This is a genomic window from Mycoplasma leonicaptivi ATCC 49890, from assembly GCF_000622205.1.
Lineage (GTDB): Bacteria > Bacillota_I > Bacilli_A > Mycoplasmatales > Metamycoplasmataceae > Mycoplasmopsis > Mycoplasmopsis leonicaptivi.
The window spans coordinates 1-18,804 of sequence record NZ_JHWE01000017.1; the positions used below are offsets into that span (position 1 = coordinate 1).

At 26.6% G+C, this 18,804-nt stretch carries 8 protein-coding genes; all 8 read left to right on the forward strand.

Annotation, left to right across the window (positions count from 1 at the left end):
• Positions 1-948: 948 nt before the first annotated feature.
• The 8 genes from BU00_RS0101355 (at position 949) to hpt (ending at position 18,738) form a co-directional block, all read left to right on the forward strand.
• A complete protein-coding gene (locus BU00_RS0101355; protein WP_027121164.1) occupies positions 949-1,143 on the forward strand; it encodes a hypothetical protein in 195 nt (64 codons plus the stop codon).
• 247 nt (positions 1,144-1,390) lie between these two features.
• On the forward strand, positions 1,391-12,697 hold the full coding sequence (locus BU00_RS0101360; RefSeq protein ID WP_027121165.1) for a hypothetical protein: 11,307 nt from the start codon (positions 1,391-1,393) through the stop codon (positions 12,695-12,697).
• Positions 12,698-12,793: 96 nt separating this feature from the next.
• Positions 12,794-13,909: a tRNA 2-thiouridine(34) synthase MnmA gene (gene mnmA, locus BU00_RS0101365; RefSeq protein WP_036458830.1), complete on the forward strand. Its 1,116-nt coding sequence runs from the start codon at positions 12,794-12,796 to the stop codon at positions 13,907-13,909.
• Between the two features lie 7 nt (positions 13,910-13,916).
• Entirely contained in the window at positions 13,917-16,532 is a 2,616-nt protein-coding gene (gene alaS / locus BU00_RS0101370; RefSeq protein WP_027121167.1) for an alanine--tRNA ligase, read from the forward strand.
• Entirely contained in the window at positions 16,532-16,969 is a 438-nt protein-coding gene (gene ruvX, locus BU00_RS0101375; RefSeq protein ID WP_027121168.1) for a Holliday junction resolvase RuvX, read from the forward strand. Before alaS ends, ruvX begins: the two co-directional genes overlap by 1 nt.
• On the forward strand, positions 16,962-17,636 hold the full coding sequence (locus BU00_RS0101380) for a BC85_0335 family putative methyltransferase (protein ID WP_036458834.1): 675 nt from the start codon (positions 16,962-16,964) through the stop codon (positions 17,634-17,636). The genes ruvX and BU00_RS0101380 overlap by 8 nt, the downstream gene beginning before the upstream one ends.
• A gap of 18 nt (positions 17,637-17,654) precedes the next feature.
• Positions 17,655-18,143, forward strand: coding sequence for a transcription elongation factor GreA (greA, locus tag BU00_RS0101385; RefSeq protein ID WP_027121170.1), 489 nt, complete (start codon positions 17,655-17,657; stop codon positions 18,141-18,143).
• 52 nt (positions 18,144-18,195) lie between these two features.
• On the forward strand, positions 18,196-18,738 hold the full coding sequence (hpt, locus tag BU00_RS0101390; RefSeq protein ID WP_027121171.1) for a hypoxanthine phosphoribosyltransferase: 543 nt from the start codon (positions 18,196-18,198) through the stop codon (positions 18,736-18,738).
• Positions 18,739-18,804: the final 66 nt, after the last annotated feature.

Genomic DNA, 18,804 nt, shown 5'->3' on the forward strand with positions numbered 1-18,804 from the left:
AAATAAATCTATTTTAATGATTTAAATAGTTAAAATATTTAAAAATAAAATTCAAAAAAATTGTATAATTTAAAAAAATAGATGGCTGAATAATGTGTTTTCGCGCATAAAGCATTTAATCTTGAGTTTGGAACAACTTTTGATGTAAGAATCTACAGAAGAGATTAAAGTGGAAATAAGTGTTAAGTGTTTTAAATGTTTTAGTAAATTCCGCATTGTGTTTGATGAGTACTGTGGTGGTGCCTTTAAAACGATACCAAACAGTGTGTGTCTGTTGAAGGTAATGTGAATTATCTATAAGAATTATGTACTAAAGAACTGATGAAAAACCAGACAAAGTATTTGACCAGAAACAAATCAGTTGGAGAAATCCTATCGATAAATATAATTGACGAATTATATTTGATATGCATGAATAAAAATATTTAATATTTACTTGGAGAGGATGGTAAACCCTTTTCTCTATTTTTTTACTTTTTTTAAATATTTTATATCTTTCCCACTTGTTCGTATTACGATTTTTTTAGCACTATATTATAGTTCTAAAAATATTTTTGAGGCTAAATTTACTTGTTATTTTATAATTAAATTTATTTTTTTAAAAAATATTTTATACAACAAAATAAACATTAAAAAGACATAATAATTTATCAAAAATTAATATTTTTGTTTTTATTTTTATACTATATAATTACCTTTAATATATATATATATATTATGAAATGAAAAATAAAAGAAAAAATAAATAAACTTATAAATTTTAACTAGTACTAAGTAATACATTTTATATTACAGATTTATAGTTTATTTTCTATATATTAAAAATATATTTAACTTCATATTTTTAATAAAACTTTTTTATCTAATAACTTTCTTTTATTTATAAATTAATATTTTATTTATGTTCAAATAAAATAAATTGATTAAAAAACTATTGAAAGGTTTATTATGGTTAACAACAAAAAGAAACTATCTTCATTACTTTTATCAGGTTCTACTGCTTTAATTTCTATTGCAACAGCAACAGGTGTTTTATGAACATGAAACGAAAAACTAGGAGATTATTTAGCTCTTTACCAAAGAGTAAACAATAGTATTAACAACTCTGGTTTATCTGATAAAGTTAATTGCAAAATTAAATAAACAGTTATCAAATGTTAAGGATGTTTATGAAAATCCAGAACAATATGATCAATTAGCAAGAGTTTTAAATTACTTACTTCAAGCATTAAATGATTCTATTAATACTAAGAAAGCATCTGTTAAAAATGTAGATGTAAGTTCATTAGGTTTATCAGAAGTTAAGAACTTAGAAGATTTAGTAAATCACGCTATTGATTTAAATAAATCACTTGATAATATCTTAGAATTTGATAGAAAAATAAATGATTTGCAAGATAAAGAACAAGCAAATATTTTAAAACAAAATATTGTTGCAAAACAAGATGTAACCAAAAAAAGTTATATTGACAATACAACAGAACAACTTTTAAGATTAAATGATTTATTAAATAAACAAAAACAAGATATTCAAAATATCCAGATCGAAAACTCTGGTACTATTTCAACATACCCTGGTAAATTAAAAGATAAATTCAATAATAAATTAGATAAAGCTGGTACAGATCTAGAAAAACTTAAAAAATTAAAAGATGAATTAGAACAATATACAAAAGCAATTAATAAAGCAAGAGAAATTCATAACGATTATGATAGAGAAAATGTTTATGATGATTTATATGCGTCACAACTTTCTGATTTAAAAGATATTCTTAAAAAAATTGATCGTATTATTGAAGATGAACAACAAAGTGAATTTGATGCATTAAAAAAACAAGTTAAAGAATTAAATAAGTCAGTTACTGAATCAGAAAAAAATGCTGAATTTGCAAATAAAATCGATCAAGCACAAGATGATGAAACATTGCTTGATATCAAGAAAGACATTGAAGATTATTTAAAAGAAAACTCTGGTGAAAATGCTTTATTAAGAGCAAAAAAAGAAGTTTTATTAAACAAACTTGATAATTCAAATCTTTCTGATTCCATTAAAGAAAAATTTAGAAAAGACATACAAAATGCAACGGATATTAACGAACTTTCAAAAGTTGAAAAAGATCTTAATAAATTATTAGACTTTGAAGGTTTAAGAGAAAAAGTTAGAAATGATATTAATAAAATTAATAATCCAAAAAGAGATGAATTAATTAATAAATTAAACTTAGCAAAACTAGATGAATCAATTTCAGAACTTGGTAAAATGGCAAACGATATTTTAAGAGATGCCAAAAGTAAAAGTAATTCAGCAATAGATAGACTTGCTGGAGATTATGCAACCAAAAATGATTTTGAATTAAAATTTGTTGATGCAAAAACTGAGCAAGATTTCAAAGATATAACTGTTAAAGTTAAGGATTATCTTGATGATTTAGGTAAAAAAGTTCAAGAAGCAATTAATAAAATTGATACTTTAAATGATCAAAAAGCAAAATTACAAGAGCAATTTAATAAACTAGGTGAAAATGCAACTGCTGGAGATTATTTAAACATTTTAAATAAAGCTCTTGAAATTGATAATTTTGAAGAAGCTAAAAAGAATGGTCAACAAACAGCTGATTTAATTAAAGACCAAACAAAGGGTCAAGAACTTAAAGAAAAATTACAAAATGCACAAACACTTGATGATGCGCTAAAAATTAAATCAGAAATTGACAGAATTCACGAATTTGAAGTAAACAAAGAATTAGCTAAAAAAGCAATTGAATCAATTGAACATACAGCAGAAAAAACAAAATTACAAGCTGAATTAGAAAAAGCGAACACTTCTGATAAATTAGTTAATATTATTACTGCGGCAAATAATTACAAACGTATTGAATCAGATAATAAATTAACACATGATGAACTTAAAGAGTTTATTAAAAATAATATAGATGATGAATCAGAAAAAACAAGATTAACATCATTAGTAGACAATGCGGTTGTAGATTCAAATAATCAAGCAAATATTGATCAAAATGAAATTGCTTCAAAACTTGTAGAAGCAAGAAAAGAAATAAATAAAATTTTAAGTTCTGAACAAGAAGAAAAAGAAGCGCTCAGAAGACAAAAAGAACAATTATTAGCAAACATTAACAAAATTAGAGATCTTGATAGTGCTTCAAATTTAAGAGATGAATTAAACTTTGTTAACTCACTTGAAGAAGCTAATAAATTAGAAGAAAAAGTTGATTTAGTTCTCGAATTAGAAAGACTTAAAGATAAACTAGGTGCTAAAACTGATAAATTAGTTGATAAAAAAGAATACAACAAAAGAATTGAATCATCAGAAGAAATTCAAGGTTTAAAAGATCTTGAAAAAGAAATTGATGCTGATTTAGAAAAAGAAGCAAGAGAATTACTTGTTGCTAAAAATGAAGCACAAAATGATATCGTTAAATTAAGTAACTCTAATCCATTAAAAATAACATTATTTGATGAATTAGAAAAAGCTAAATCACCAACAGAAGTTTCTGAAATAGTTAATAAGGCAAAAGCTTTATTATCAGACAAAAGACAAGAAGCACTTGATTCTATTGATAAAACTGTTGGTAATGATTCATTAAATAATAAACTTAAACTTGATTTTGGTGGAGCTAATTCTGAAGTTGCTTACACTGATATTATTAAAGAAGCAGAAAAAGCCTTTGGAGATAAAAAATCAGAAGTTATTTTAGCACTTGGTTCACTAAGAGATGAAAATCCTAAAAAACCAGAATTTAGAGAAAAATTAATTCAAGCTAAAAATATTAGTGAACTTGAAAGTCTTTTAAGTGATGTTGTTGGTGCAACTAATATTGATACTGCTAGAGAAATGGCTCAAAATAAACTTGATACTGTTCAAGATGAAACAGAAAAAGCAAATCTTCAAGAAAAATTAACTGAAGCACCAACTGTTGAAGCGATTAATAGTATTCAAGCAGAAATTGAAGCTCAACTACAAGCAGAAAAAAATGAAATTGCTGCAAATAAGGCAACTGTTCTTGAAAAAGTAAATAATTTATATAAAGATGAAAATAAAGAATTATTTACAAATCAAGCAAATAATGAAAATATCACGCTTGCTGAATCAAGAGATTTAGTTAAAAACATTGATACAGTTATCGCTTTAGAACAAGATGAATTAGCAGATAAAAAACGTGAAGCCAAAGCAGAAGTTGCTAAGAGATTAAAAGATACATTAGTTAAACGTAAACTTGATTTTGATATCAACCATTCACCTGATTTAAAAACAGTTGATAAAATTTTAGAAGAATTAAATATTCAGGTTCAAAAATTAAGAGATGAAGCCAAAGCAGAAGCGGCTAAATTGATTAATAATGCTGAATTAAACAGATTAATTGATCAAGCAAACACACAAATAGTAATTGATCAATTAAAACAACAAGCAATTGATCGCTTACAAACAATTCGTTTAGAAGTTAAAGAAAAAAACGACAGAATTATTAATGTTTCTACACAAACACACGATGTTCTTGAAAGTAGAATTTTAAGTGCTCAAAATGAAACAGAATTAAATGCATTAAGTTCTGAAATTGATACAAAACTTGTTGAATATAACAATGAAACACAATTACAACTAGAACGTCTTGTAAATCCTAATAATACACTACCAAGACAACACTGAGTTACAGAGTCAGAATCCAAAAAAGTAAGGGATCATGTTTTTGCTCAAATTGATCAAAAATGAAGTGATTACCAAAATGAACTTGCTAAATTAAGCGGCGATGCAGAAAATCACAAAAAATATTCAGATATTTTAGCAACCTTAGATAAAAGATATGTTAGTGAATCTAGATTAGATGGATATATTGCAGAAATGCAAAATATTTACAATCTACAAGTTGCAAAATCAAGATCAGATCTAGAAACAGTAGGTAATCAAACTGTTAAAGGTAGATTAAAAGATCAGTTAGATAGTGCACAATCAATTAGTGATTTATTAAAATTACAAGAGGATATTAAACTTCAAAAAGAAAAAGAAAGCGTTATTGCTACTTTACCTTCAAAAATCGTTTACGAAGAACAAAGACAAGATTTTGAAAACAGAATAAATGCTGCTACTTCAAAAGTTGTTTTAGATGCACTTTTAAAAGAAATTGATGCTAAACAAAATTACAACAATAATCTTGCTCAACTAAAAAGTGTTGCAAATTCAAAAAATGATTTAATTGATATCAATAATGAAAAAAGACAAGATTTTGCACAAGTTTTAGAAAACGCAAGAACAAATGAAGAAGTTGCACGTGTGCAAGCACAAATTGAAGAATATCTTGCTCAAAAACTTCAAGAAGCAGCAGATGCTGTTAAACAATTAAATGGGCGTAATGAAAAATCTACACAAGAAAATAACCTTGCGGGAACTCAAACTGAATCTGGAATGAAAAACATAAAAGATCGTGCTGATCAGTTATTCAATACAGAAAAACAAGAACTTTTATCAAAACTTCCAGAAGTAAAATCACAAGAAAAAGTTACTGAATTAACAAGTGCTATTAACTCTGCACCAGATATTCTAACTTTAGATAACCTTAAAAAAGATCTCGAAAATCAAATAACTCGCGAACAAATACAAGCAATTATTGATGGATTACAAGATCAAACAAAGAAAGCTCAACTTCAAACACAATTAAATAATGCTCAAACAACAAAAGAGTTAGCAGATGCAAAACAAGCAGCACAAGAAGCAAGAAAACAAGAAATTGGTGAACTAGCTTCATTAAAAGAACAAGCAGAAGAAGAACTCAAACGTCTTTTAGACACAAATACTGAAAGAGCAAGATTAAAATCAGAATTAGATACTACACAAGAAATTACTAAAGTTAAAGAAATTATTAAAGGTGTTCAAACTGAAATTGATAAACAAAAAGCAGCAAGAAAAGGTGAAAATGGTATTATCACCAAAATCCAAGCACGTGGACGTGATTCTGAAGCACCATTCCATACTTCAAAATATAATGAATTAGTTACTGCTAATGATAATGCAAAAACAGAAGCAGAAATTATTGCTAATGTTGATAATGCAGCAAAATCTTACTTAGAATCAGTTAAAACATCTTACACAGAAAAAATTAATAATATTCCTGGTGATTCTAGTGAAAAAACAAACATCATAAACGCTATTTCAAGTGCTGATACTACAAATAAACTTGATGAAGAACTTAAAAAAGGTAATGATTTACTTAAAAAACTTGCTGAAGATGTGCTTAATACACTTGAAAGTGAAACTAAAAAATCAGAATTTACAACTGAAATTAATCAAGCACATACAGTTGGTGGTGACAAAAATAAATTTTTACGTGTTATTGATGATTTAAAAGTTGTTTATGACAAGATTAAAGCATACAAACAACAAGAAGAACGTGAATTACAAGAATTAAAAACACAAATAAGACAAGAGTTAAATAATTTAAATGATAAAACAACTCTTGAACAAGAACTAAACCAAGCAAACACAAGTGCAGCAGCGAAAGTTGTAAGAGATAAAATTAATGCTAAAATTCAAGAATTTAAAAACACAGCAAAAGCAGTTGTTGAAAAAGCAAATGGTGTTGCTAACTATAATAACTTAAAACAACAATTGGAAAACGCTCAATCACAAAATGAAATTCTTGATATTCAAAATCAAGCAACACAAATTTTTAATACTGCAAAAGAAAATACACAAAATGCAATTAATGAAGTTGATGATAACACTGCAAAACAAGGATTTACTTCAAGAAAAGAAGCGGCAACAAATGTTTCAGAATTAAACAGAATAAAATCAGAAGCAGAAGTTAAAGCAAAACAAGAAGATTTATTAAAATTAATTCAACCACTTTGAGACAAGAAAACATATGAAAGTAGAATAAACTCTGCAAGTTCATTAATTAGATTAAATGCTATTGAAGCAGAAATTAATCGTGATAAAAGAGATCAAGATAAAAGATTGGCAACTGCTAAAACTAACGCAAAACAATATGTTGATAAAGTTACAACTAATAACGAAAAATTAAATTCAGATTTAGAAGCAGCAACAACATTAGATGCTGTAAAAGCTGTTGAAAATGCTGCTAAGAAAACTTTAAATGACAAAAAAGAAACAGCAAAACAAAAACTTGCAAAACTTGTTGGTTCAACTTCATATCCAAGATTTGAAAGAACAGTTAATACAATTGATTCCGAAAATGCATTAGATTCATTAATCACAGATTTAGATAATGAATTTAATACCATTAAACAAAATGCTAAAACTGATATTGCTTCAAGAGACTTCACAGAAAAAGCACAAGTAACAACTGAATTAGAATCAGCAGACACATTTGAAAAAATTAATAATTTACAAAACGCAGCAGCAGTTTATGAAAAAGTAAAAGTTGTTGAAGATAAAATTAAAGATTTAAGAAATAAAGAACCTCATCAAACAAAACTTAATTCAATAAAAGCAACTCGTCCAACTAATAATGCAGACAAGGATTCAAAACTAGCAGAATTAACAAAACTAGCTTCTGATGTTGATCAAGCATTACGTAATGAAATAATTGAATTAAGTAACGCTAAAACAGCAGCAAATGAAGTTATTGATAAATTAGATGTTTCAAAAGACAAACAAACAGAATTAAGAAACTTTGTTGCTTCATCTAACGATCCAGAAGCAATTATTAAAAAACAAGAAGAAGGTCAAAAAATACTTGATGATGCAAGAAAAGAATCACAAGCAGAAATTGATAAACTTACTGAAAATAATAATCCAAGAAATGAATTACAAGCAAAATTAAACAGAGCAACATTAGAATCTGAAATTAAACAAATTAAAACAGAAGTTGCAACTAATATTTCTAATAAACAAAAAGATGCTGAATCAGCTGTTGCAAAACTTGATGGTGAAAAAACAACAGAATTAAACCAAGCAAAAACAACTAATACACAAAAAGCATATGACGATTTAATTAATGCTGTTGAAACAAGGTTAAACGAATTAAGAAATGAAGCAAAAGCAAATCTTAATAAAATTAAAGATCCTCAAAAACGTGCAGATTTTGAAAACCAAATTAATAATGCAACAACCAAAAACGCTATAAATGCTCAAAAAGATGCAGTTGAATTAGAAATTGCAAAACAAGATACAAGAGAAGAAGCAGATAAGCTTTCAAATACAAACATATCAAAAGCAACTATATTAAACGAAATTAATTCTGCAACTACAAAACAAGCAATTGACACAGCAAAACAAAAAGTAACTGAACAAATTAATCAAGCAAAACAAAAAGCAACAGAAGCGGTTGCAAAACTTGAAGGACATACTTCAAAAGTTGGATTTGATAGAAATCTTAAAAACGCAACAACAGAAGATGAATATAATAAAATATTCAATGATGCTACACAAACATTTAATTCAGTTAAACAAGATGTTGAATCACAAAGATTAGAATTGCTTGAGGGTGGAAGTGAATTTAACTTAAATGATAAAAATACTGTAAAACAGTTATATGAAGCAAATAGTCAAATTATTGCAAAAGCAAAAGAATATACTAAAAAAGAAATTCAAAGACTTGATGCCACAAAACAAAGTGAATTAAATTCACAAGTGGATAGAACAAATTCTGTTGCATCTATTAATAATATAAGAACAGAAGCAATTGAGAAATTTAATGCAGATCAAGCTTTAGCGGCGGCAAAAGAAGAAGCAAAACAATGAGTTAATAAATTAGTTAATAAAAATGACAAACTTAACGCTATAAATAATGCAACAACAATTTCTGCTGTAAATCAAATTAGAGATGCTGCAAAAGAAGAGTTAAGACTAAAGAGAATTGAATTAGAGAACTTAAAAGCCAAATTTAATGCAAATAATAATGTTTTAACTCAAAATTCAAATCCAGCAGATACTATCCAAGCAATTGAAAATGCAATTACTAATTTAAATAATGAACTTGCAAGACTAAAAACAAGTGCTGAAACTGAAATAAATAGGATTAAAGTAGAAAATAATTTATTAAATGGTGCTTATGCAAACGAAAACGATGATTACAATAGATTAAAACAAGAAATTAACAGTATTGCAAACAATAACCCTACACAAGCAAAATACGAAACTATTAATAATCAAATTAATACAATTGTAAATAACAGAAAACAACAAGCATTAACTAAGTTAAATCAATTATCTGATTCACCAAGAAAACAAACTCTTAATACTGAATTAAACTCAGCAAACACAAGATCAGCAATTATTGAAATCGAAAAGAAAATTGCAAGAGAAAAAGAAGTTCAAAGACTTAAAGCAAAACTTGCTAGCGTAAAAGATGCTTCATTTAAAAATAATATGAATACTCAATTAGATAATTTAAATTCTAATTTAGTAGACAAAGAAAGAGAAATTGATAACAAAATCGCTCAAGAAGCAGAAAATCTTAGAATTGCAAAAGAACAAGCACTTGCAGAAATTACAAAACTTCCAAGTTCTGAGCAAAGAAACCCAAGACAAACAGTTGAAAGAGCAACTGAGCAATCAGTAGTTGATTCTGAAAAAACAAAAGCACAAGCAAGGTATACACAAATATTTAATGATACAGTTTCAGAAATTAATAAGCTACCTGAAAATGCCCATTCAGAATTAAATGGTCGTCTTATTCTTGCTGATTCAAATGGTGATCAATTAGTTGTACTTAAAAATCTTGCATCACAAACAGTTGCAAAATCTAATGCATTGCAATCTAAAATTGATTCAACATTTGCAAATTCACCAGCACACAAAACTCACTTTAGTAATCTAAGAAATTCTAATTCAGCAGATACAATTGCGAAAATTGACTCTATTTCAAATCAAATAGATCAAGTAAAAAGAGAATTAGACAAAGTTAATGTTGCAAAAGATAGTTTAAGACAAAACACAAGAACTGCATGAGAAAACAGAATTAATCAAGCATTTACTCAACCAGAACTTGCTCGTATTTTCGAAGATTTAAAAATTGAAAAAGCAAAACAAGATGCAGAAGATGCAATTAATTCACTTTCTACAGAAGCACAAAAAGAAACATTACAACAAGATTTAAGACGTGCAAACACTGTTGCAACTTATAATCGTGTTAAAGATAATGCTATTGCTCTTAAAAATAGAATTGCACAAGGTAAAACAGTTATTAGTACAATACCTGAAGCAAATAGAGGTGCATTACAAGATGAACTAAATAGAGCGGATACAACTGCAAAAGTTGGTTTAGTTGAAGCAAAAGTTAGACCAATTCAAGATGCTTTATCAAAAGCAAATAAAGCAATTGAAAGACTTCAATCTGTTAATGCAACAAAAAGAACAGAATTCAATAACCTTCTAAACAACGGTCAGCAAACAACAGTTGCTCAAATTGATAATATTACAAGACAAGTTAACGATTATATTCGTCAAGAAGAGTTAAGAAAAGCACGTGAAGGTGCGACTGAATTATTAAGAAGATTATCAAATGATAACTTTAAACGCGAAAAAGAAGCGATTATTAACAATGACAATGAAACAATTTCAAATATTTTAAGTGCAAAACAAGCAGTTAAAAATAAACTTGATGCTTTAGAATCAGATGCTAATAACGCTTTAGCAAGATTAAATAATGATAATTCTGTTTATACACAAAGAAAAGCATTAACTACTAATTCTAATACACAAAATGATTATGAAACAACTATTGCAAAAGTTAATGAAGTAATTGAACCACTTAGATCACAAGCAAAAACCTTAATAAACAGATTAAGTGCAAACACAATTTCACACGAAAACCTTAACAGTAATATTGATTCACAATCAATTACACAATCTCAATTAGAAACTAAAATTGCAAGAGTTAATGAAATTTTAAACCTTAAAAAATCACAAGCACAAAAAGCAATTGAAAAATTAGAATCAAATGATAAAAACAGGTTAAACAGCATAATTTCTAATCCAAATGTAACTGAATCTGAATTAAATGCTGTAATTAATGAAGCACAAAATAAATGAAATCAAAAAGTGGCTGAACTTGATAATGAAATTAATAAAACAGTAAATACTGCTAAAAAACAAGAATTTTTAAACGCTAAAAGTAGACTTACAAATATTGAACAAATTAATGCATATATTAATAGTACAATTAGTAATTACTACGAATTTACACAATTTAATCCTGTTAAATCAAGATATACAGATGAAGATGTTTTAGTTAATGTTAAATTATCAAGATATGCTCAAAAACACAACAATAGAACTCTTTATTTAGTTGTAAATAACAACGGAAGCAAAGTTGTTTCAAGTGGTGTTAGATTAAATTCCGATACTGTTCAATTTAGACTTAATAAAGATAAATTTATGAGGGATGGAGATTATACACTTGATAACATCGTTTGATCAGATAATGGTAATTTAAATGATAACGATGTACTAAATTCAAATCAAAAATTTGTTAACTCACTTTCTCAAAATAATTCATTTAATATGTCAATTCACAATATTATTGCTGAAAATGTTCGTGTTAACTGAATCGAACAAAATGAAGGTGAAAGCAATCTTAGTGCTCGAGATTTAATTGAATCTTCATACAAATATACTGTTGAAATCATTGGTTTAACTTCTGTTAATTTATCAATGGATACAAACAGTGAAGTTCGTCTTAAATTCTTAGGAACAGCAAACACAGGAAATCAAGTGTCAGATCCGAGATTTAAAAATAGATCATTAAGACATGAATTAGATATAGTTATTCCTGCAAATTCATTACAAAAATCTGAAACTAATAATAATGGTAATTTAACATTAAGATTTAATAATTTAAGTGGATTTAAAGCTGGATACTTATATAAACTTGAATTTGCAGATTTTGCTGTAAAAGATAATAACAATAATAGAAGTTATCCAAGATTTATTTATTCAAATAATGATACTTATTTAAATGATTCAAAATATGATTATTACCAAAAAGCAGTTCTAAGAAATGATTCTACATATAACGATCCTCAAAAAGAAGCAAGAGCATGAGCACTTGACTCTGGAAGAATTAAAGTAAATATTCAAAATTCTGAATTTGCTCACTATGGAACATATACAAATATTGATAGTTCATGAATGAACTTTATCGCCTTTGATAACGGTTGAACAACAGAAGCATTTGGTTCATTATTTAAATACCTAAACTCTGCTATTCCACAAACTGGATCAAACTACACAGTTGGAGAAGGAACACAAACTGGTTCATTAAGAAGTGCATGACTTTGAAAACTAACTGAACTTGTAACAAATGCTCACTGAGACACAAGAGATTATGGTTATATTAAGCATCCTGCAAATACATACTATGATTATAAATGGTCAGTTTCAGGTATTCAATTAGGAAAAAGTGCAAGTTCAAAAAGGTATCATAACTGACGTGAAGGTAATAGAGATAATTATAAAATCGCCCCAGTTCTTGGTGGTAGGGAAGTACAAAAATTATATGAACAACACCCTGAGTTTTCAATAGCAGGAAACCCATTAGGAAACTTTATGCTTTATGAATATGATGGATATTTCAGAGAACCACATAAACAAACTCTGATTGTTATGTCAGATCAAAAATACGGTGCAGAATATAGACATAGAAAAGAACCAATGCAACGTACAATTCAAAAAGCAATTAATTGATTGGCGTCGCTTCCTTCATCAGATTACATTGAATAATATTAAAAAATCAAGATTAAAAAGTCTTGATTTTTTATTAAAATCCAGCATAATTTAAGTTTAAAATATACATAAATATATATAATATATATTAATATGAAAAGAGTTGTGATAGGAATGAGTGGTGGTGTTGATTCATCAGTTGCTGCATATTTATTAAAAAAACAAGGGTATGAAGTTGTAGGATTATTTATGCGTAACTGAGACAGTGCATTAAATAATGATATTTTAGGAAATAACAACTTTGCAATTGGTGATAATTGTCCACAAGAAATAGATTATAAAGATGCACAAGAAGTTGCAAAAAAACTTGGTATTCAATTATATAGAGTAGATTTTGTGACTGAATATTGAAATGATGTTTTTGAAAATTTTATTGAAGAATATAAAAAAGGTAGAACACCTAACCCAGATATATTATGTAATAAATATATTAAGTTTAAAGCATTTGCTAATTATGCTTTTAATGAATTAAAAGCAGATTATATTGCAATGGGTCATTATGCTAAAGTTAAAGATGGAAGACTTTATCGTGCAAAAGATCAAAATAAAGACCAGACATATTTTTTAGCTCAATTAACTCATCAACAACTTGAAAAAGTAATAATGCCTTTATCAGATCTTGAAAAGAGTGAAATCCGTGAAATAGCAAAGGAGTTAAATTTAGTAACTGCTGATAAAAAGGATTCAACAGGTATTTGTTTTATAGGTGAAAGAAACTTTACTGAGTTTTTACAAAACTATATTCCTGCACAAGAAGGGGATATTGTTGATATAACAACAAATAATAAAGTTGGAAGACACATTGGTTCTTTTTATTACACAATCGGACAAAGAAAAGGTTTAAATTTAGGTGGTATGAGTGAGCCTTATTATGTTTGTGGTAGAGATGTTTTTAAAAATATTTTATATGTTGCACCTAATTCAAAACCAGAATATTTATTATCAAATAATTTAATTGCTTCAAATTACACTTTTAACCATTCTGATTTCAATAAAAACAACTTAAGCGCAAAATTTAGATATAGACAAAAAGATGTACCAGTTGAAATTAACATCTTAGATAATAATAAATTACACGTTTTTTATCCACAAGGTTCATCGGCAGTAACACCAGGACAACAAATTGTTTTTTATGATGGAGATAAATGTATTGGTGGCGCAGTAATTGATGAAATTTATCAAGACAAAAAGAAGTTAACATATGTATAGGAGAAATATGAATTCAAAATTAATTAGACAATTATGATTAGATTTTTTTCAATCAAAAAAACATTATTTAGTTCCTTCAAAAAGTCTAGTACCACAAAATGATCCATCATTATTATGGATTAATAGTGGAGTAGCAACTTTAAAAGACTATTTTTCAGGTAAAAAAACATCACCTGCACCAAGACTAGTTAACTCACAAAAAGTTATCCGTACAAATGACATAGAAAATGTAGGTGTAACTTCAAGACATCATACTTTCTTTGAAATGCTTGGTAATTTTTCAATTGGTGATTATTTTAAAAAAGAAGCAATAGAATTTGCTCGTGAGTTTTTATTAGATGTTTTAAAACTAGATAAAAGTAAACTTTATTTTACATATTATTTTGAAGATTTAGAAACTAAAAATTTATGAATTGAGCAAGGTTTTGATGAATCACATTTAATACCAGGTACTAAGAAAACTAATTTTTGAGAAGTTGGTTCTGGACCATGTGGACCAAATACTGAAATCTTTTTTGATCGTGGAGAACAGTTTGATAGTCGCGGTATTGAATTACTAAAAAACGATGAAGAAAATGATAGATTTATTGAAATTTGAAATATTGTCTTTTCAACTTTTAATTCTGATGGAGAAGGTAATTACACAGAATTAAAGCAAAAAAATATTGATACTGGTGCTGGTTTTGAAAGACTCGTTTCTATTTTACAAGATGCACCAACTAATTTTGATACAGATTTATTTTTACCCATTATTAAAGAAATTGAAAAATTAACAACATATAAATATGATGTCAACAATTACTTCACTAAAGAAAAATCTCAAAGAGAAATTAATACTGGATTTAAAATAATTGCAGATCATATGCGAACAGTTGTAAATGCTATTGCAGATGGTGCGAAACCTTCAAATGTTGGTAGAGGATATATTTTAAGAAGATTAATTAGAAGAAGTTCTTATATAGCAATGCATTTAAACATACACGAACCATTTTTGCACACACTTGTTTCAGTTGTTAAAAATACTTTACCTTTTGAATATGAAACATCAAATATTGAAAAAATTATTCTTGAAGAAGAATTATCATTTTCTAAAACAATTGAAAATGGTAAAGAATTATTAAATAAACATATGAACAGTGATGAAAAAGTTTTTGATGGTGCATTAGCATTTAAACTTTTTGAAACATATGGTTTTCCGATTGAATTAACTATTGAAATTTTGGCACAAAAAAATATTTCTGTAGATTTAGAAGCATATGAAAAAGCAAAACAAAATCACTCTGATTTAAGTAGAAATTCTAAAATTTCTGGTATGGATAAGGTGATTAATTCATTGACTTTAATAAAAGAAAAAGTTGATCAATTTATTGGTTATGATTATACAGAGTCTGAATCAGATATTTTACATTTATTAGATACAGAAAATGAAGTGAATGAAATTAATGGTATTGGTTATGTTATTTTAGACAAAACACCGTTTTATGCAACTTCTGGTGGTCAAAAACACGATAGAGGTTATTTAGTTCAAAATAGTAAAAAAATCCTTATTTTAGATGTTTTTAAAGATAAATTTGGTAATCATATTCACAAAATTGAAGGTCATTTACAAAAAAATCAAAAAGCAAGTTGTTTTGTAGATAAAAATATAAGACTAGGTCTTGAAAGAAATCACTCAGGAACACACTTGTTATTCTGTGCTTTAAGAACAGTTTTAGGTGCACAAATTAAACAATTAGGGTCTGATAATAACGAAGAAAGATTAACTTTTGATTTTCCAAGCGATAAAAAACCTTCTGATGAACAAATAAATGCAGTTGAAAATCTTGTTAAAAGTTATATTTTAAAAGCCTCAAATCGTGAATATTTAACAATGACAATTGATCAGGCAAAAGATATGGGAGCAATTTTAACACTTGAAGAAGCAGAATACATGGATTCAAAAGCAGTTAGAATTGTTAAATTCAACGGCATTACTGCTGATTTATGTGGTGGTACTCACCTTATAAATTCATCAAAACTTGAAAACTTTAAAATTGTTAGTGTTGAAAAAAAATCAGCAGGAGTATTTCGTATTAGAGCTATTTCATCAAATGAAATTGTTAATGAATTCTTAGAAAACAAAAAAGATAATTTAATAGTAGAAGTTGAAAAAGCAATAACAAAAAACAAATCAATTAAATCAGATTATGATTTTAGTTTAGATATCCCCGTCAATTTAGAAGAAGCAGTTAATTACCTTGATCAAATTTACTTTAAAATCAAATCAGATTATGTTGCATTAGTAAAACAAAAACAACAAGAATTTTCTTTTGATTTTGATAATATTGAATTCTTAAATATTAAAGAAAATAAAGTTTATCTTAATACAAATATTGATAAATCTCAAATCAAAAGCATTGCAGGAACTTTAAGAGAAAAATATCAAGATGCAATTATTATTTTAGGTTCACAAGACTCAAAATCTATGTTAGTTGTTGCTTCTAAAAAATATGATTCAAAATTAATAGCAAATCAAATTTTTAATAAACTCAATGGTAGAGGTGGTGGAAACAATATTCTTGTTATGGGTACTATTGAATCATCACAAAATCTAAAAGAAGTTTTAGAAAGCCTTAATTTTTAATGAGAAAACTTGGGTTAGATATTGGATCACGTTCATGTGGTTTTGCGATAACAGATGAAAATGAAATTATTTCAAGTGCTTTAATGAATTTAAAATACCAAGAAGGACATTTTGAAACAGTTTTAAATCAAATAGAGTTATATTTAAAAGAGTATAAAATTGATGGTTTTATAATTGGTTATCCTTTAAAAATATCTGGTGAAAAATCACAAACTACTTTGATGGTAGAAGAGTATTCTGATTTAATTAAAAAAAGATTTAATATACCAATCCTTTTTGTAAATGAACAATATTCAACAAAAAAAGCACATGACACTTTAATTTTATCTGGTATGACAAGACAAAAAAGAAAACAAAATAAAGACAAATTAGCTGCACAAATAATTTTGCAAGATTATTTAGATTATTATAAACACAAATGAGGCAATAATGACTAAAACACAAATAGGTTTAATGATTTCTGCTATTATAATTTTTGTTTTAGGTATTTCAATATATATAGGAATCTTAATTTACGTTAAAAAATATACAAAAAAATATATTGCTAAATCACAAGCAGAAGCACTTGAACAAATAAGATCAATTAGAAATGAATTAGGTCTTTTGCCATTTCAATTACAAGAAGATTTTCCTTCAAAAACAGAAGGGATTGATATTGAAGGTGTTATTAATACAATTATTTTAAATAATTATGCTAAAAATTTAATTATTGCTAAAAATGATGAATTTAGTTTTGCTTGTGTTAATCAAAAAATTAATTTACCATTGTTTTATGATATTGATGAATTTGAATTTGATAAATATACTAAAATAAGGTATAAAAAAGCAAAAGAGTTTCCTAACGAAATAAAACCATATGATTTTGGCGACCTTGATTTTGTTGGTGTTTTTAGTTCTAATAAAAAAATGTTTGATTTATTTGATCAATTTTATGAAAAATTAAACGATAAAGGTATGTTATTAATTTCTTTAAAGAATTTTAAAAGAAAAGAAATAAATAATTTGTTAAATGATTTAAAAATTAAAAAAATTAGTTATGAAATATCATATTTTTCAACAAGATTTCTTTTTATTGTTAAAAAAATAGAAAATAATGTAAAATAAATAAAATATAGGAGTAATATGTCTACATTAAATAAAAATTTAGTTTATCTTTCACAAGAAAAATTTGATGAATATAAAAAAGAATATGAACATTTAGTTAATGTTGAGCGTCCAGCGGTTCAAGAAGCTTTAAAAGAAGCGCGTGCTCAAGGGGATTTATCTGAAAATGCTGAATATGATGCAGCCAGAGAAAAGCAAGGTGTTGTTGAATCACGTATTAAAGAACTTGAACAAATTATTGATAATGCAAAAATTATTGAATCTAATCAAAATAAAAAAGATTCAGGTGTTGGAATCAACTCATTAGTTACATTTTTTATTGTTGAAAAAAACGAAACAAAGACTGTGCAAATAACAGGTTCTCATGATGCTAATCCATTTGAGAACAAAATTTCTACGCATTCACCATTAGCTCAAGCTATGTATGGAAAACATGAAGGTGAAGAAATCGAAGTTCAAGGGCCTAAGAAGTTTACAATTAAAATTCAAAAAATCGAACATTTATAATTAATATAAAGGACTTTTACTGTCCTTTTTATTATAAAATTTTGGAGGAAAAATGCAAAAACATAAGAAAGTTGAAAAGATACTTTATTCACAAGAATTTTTAGAACAAAAAATTTTAGAATGTGCTAAATGGATAAACACAAATTATAAAGACTCACAAAATTTAGTTTTGGTAGGATTATTAAAAGGAGCAATCCCATTTTTAGCACAACTAATAAAATCAGTTGAAGTAGATCACAGCATTGATTTTATAACTGCAAGTAGTTATGATGGAGGTCATTCATCAACAGGTAGCGTTAAAATTATTATGGATTTATCAAAGGACATTAAGTGTAAGGATGTTTTAATCATTGAAGACATAATTGATAGTGGAATAACATTATCAAAAATTAAACAAATTCTAGAAAACAGAGAACCAAAATCCTTAAAAATTGTAACTTTAATGGATAAACCACATAATAGAAAATCAAATTTAGTAGCTGATTATTCGTGTTTTGAAGTAGAAGATGAATTTTTAGTTGGATTTGGATTAGATTATAAAGAAGAACTGAGAAATCTACCTTATATAGGAATTTTTAACAAAAAATACTTATAAATATAAACTTTTAAACGAAATATGAAAAAATTTTCAGTTTTATGCTTGTATTTTAAAAAAAAAAAA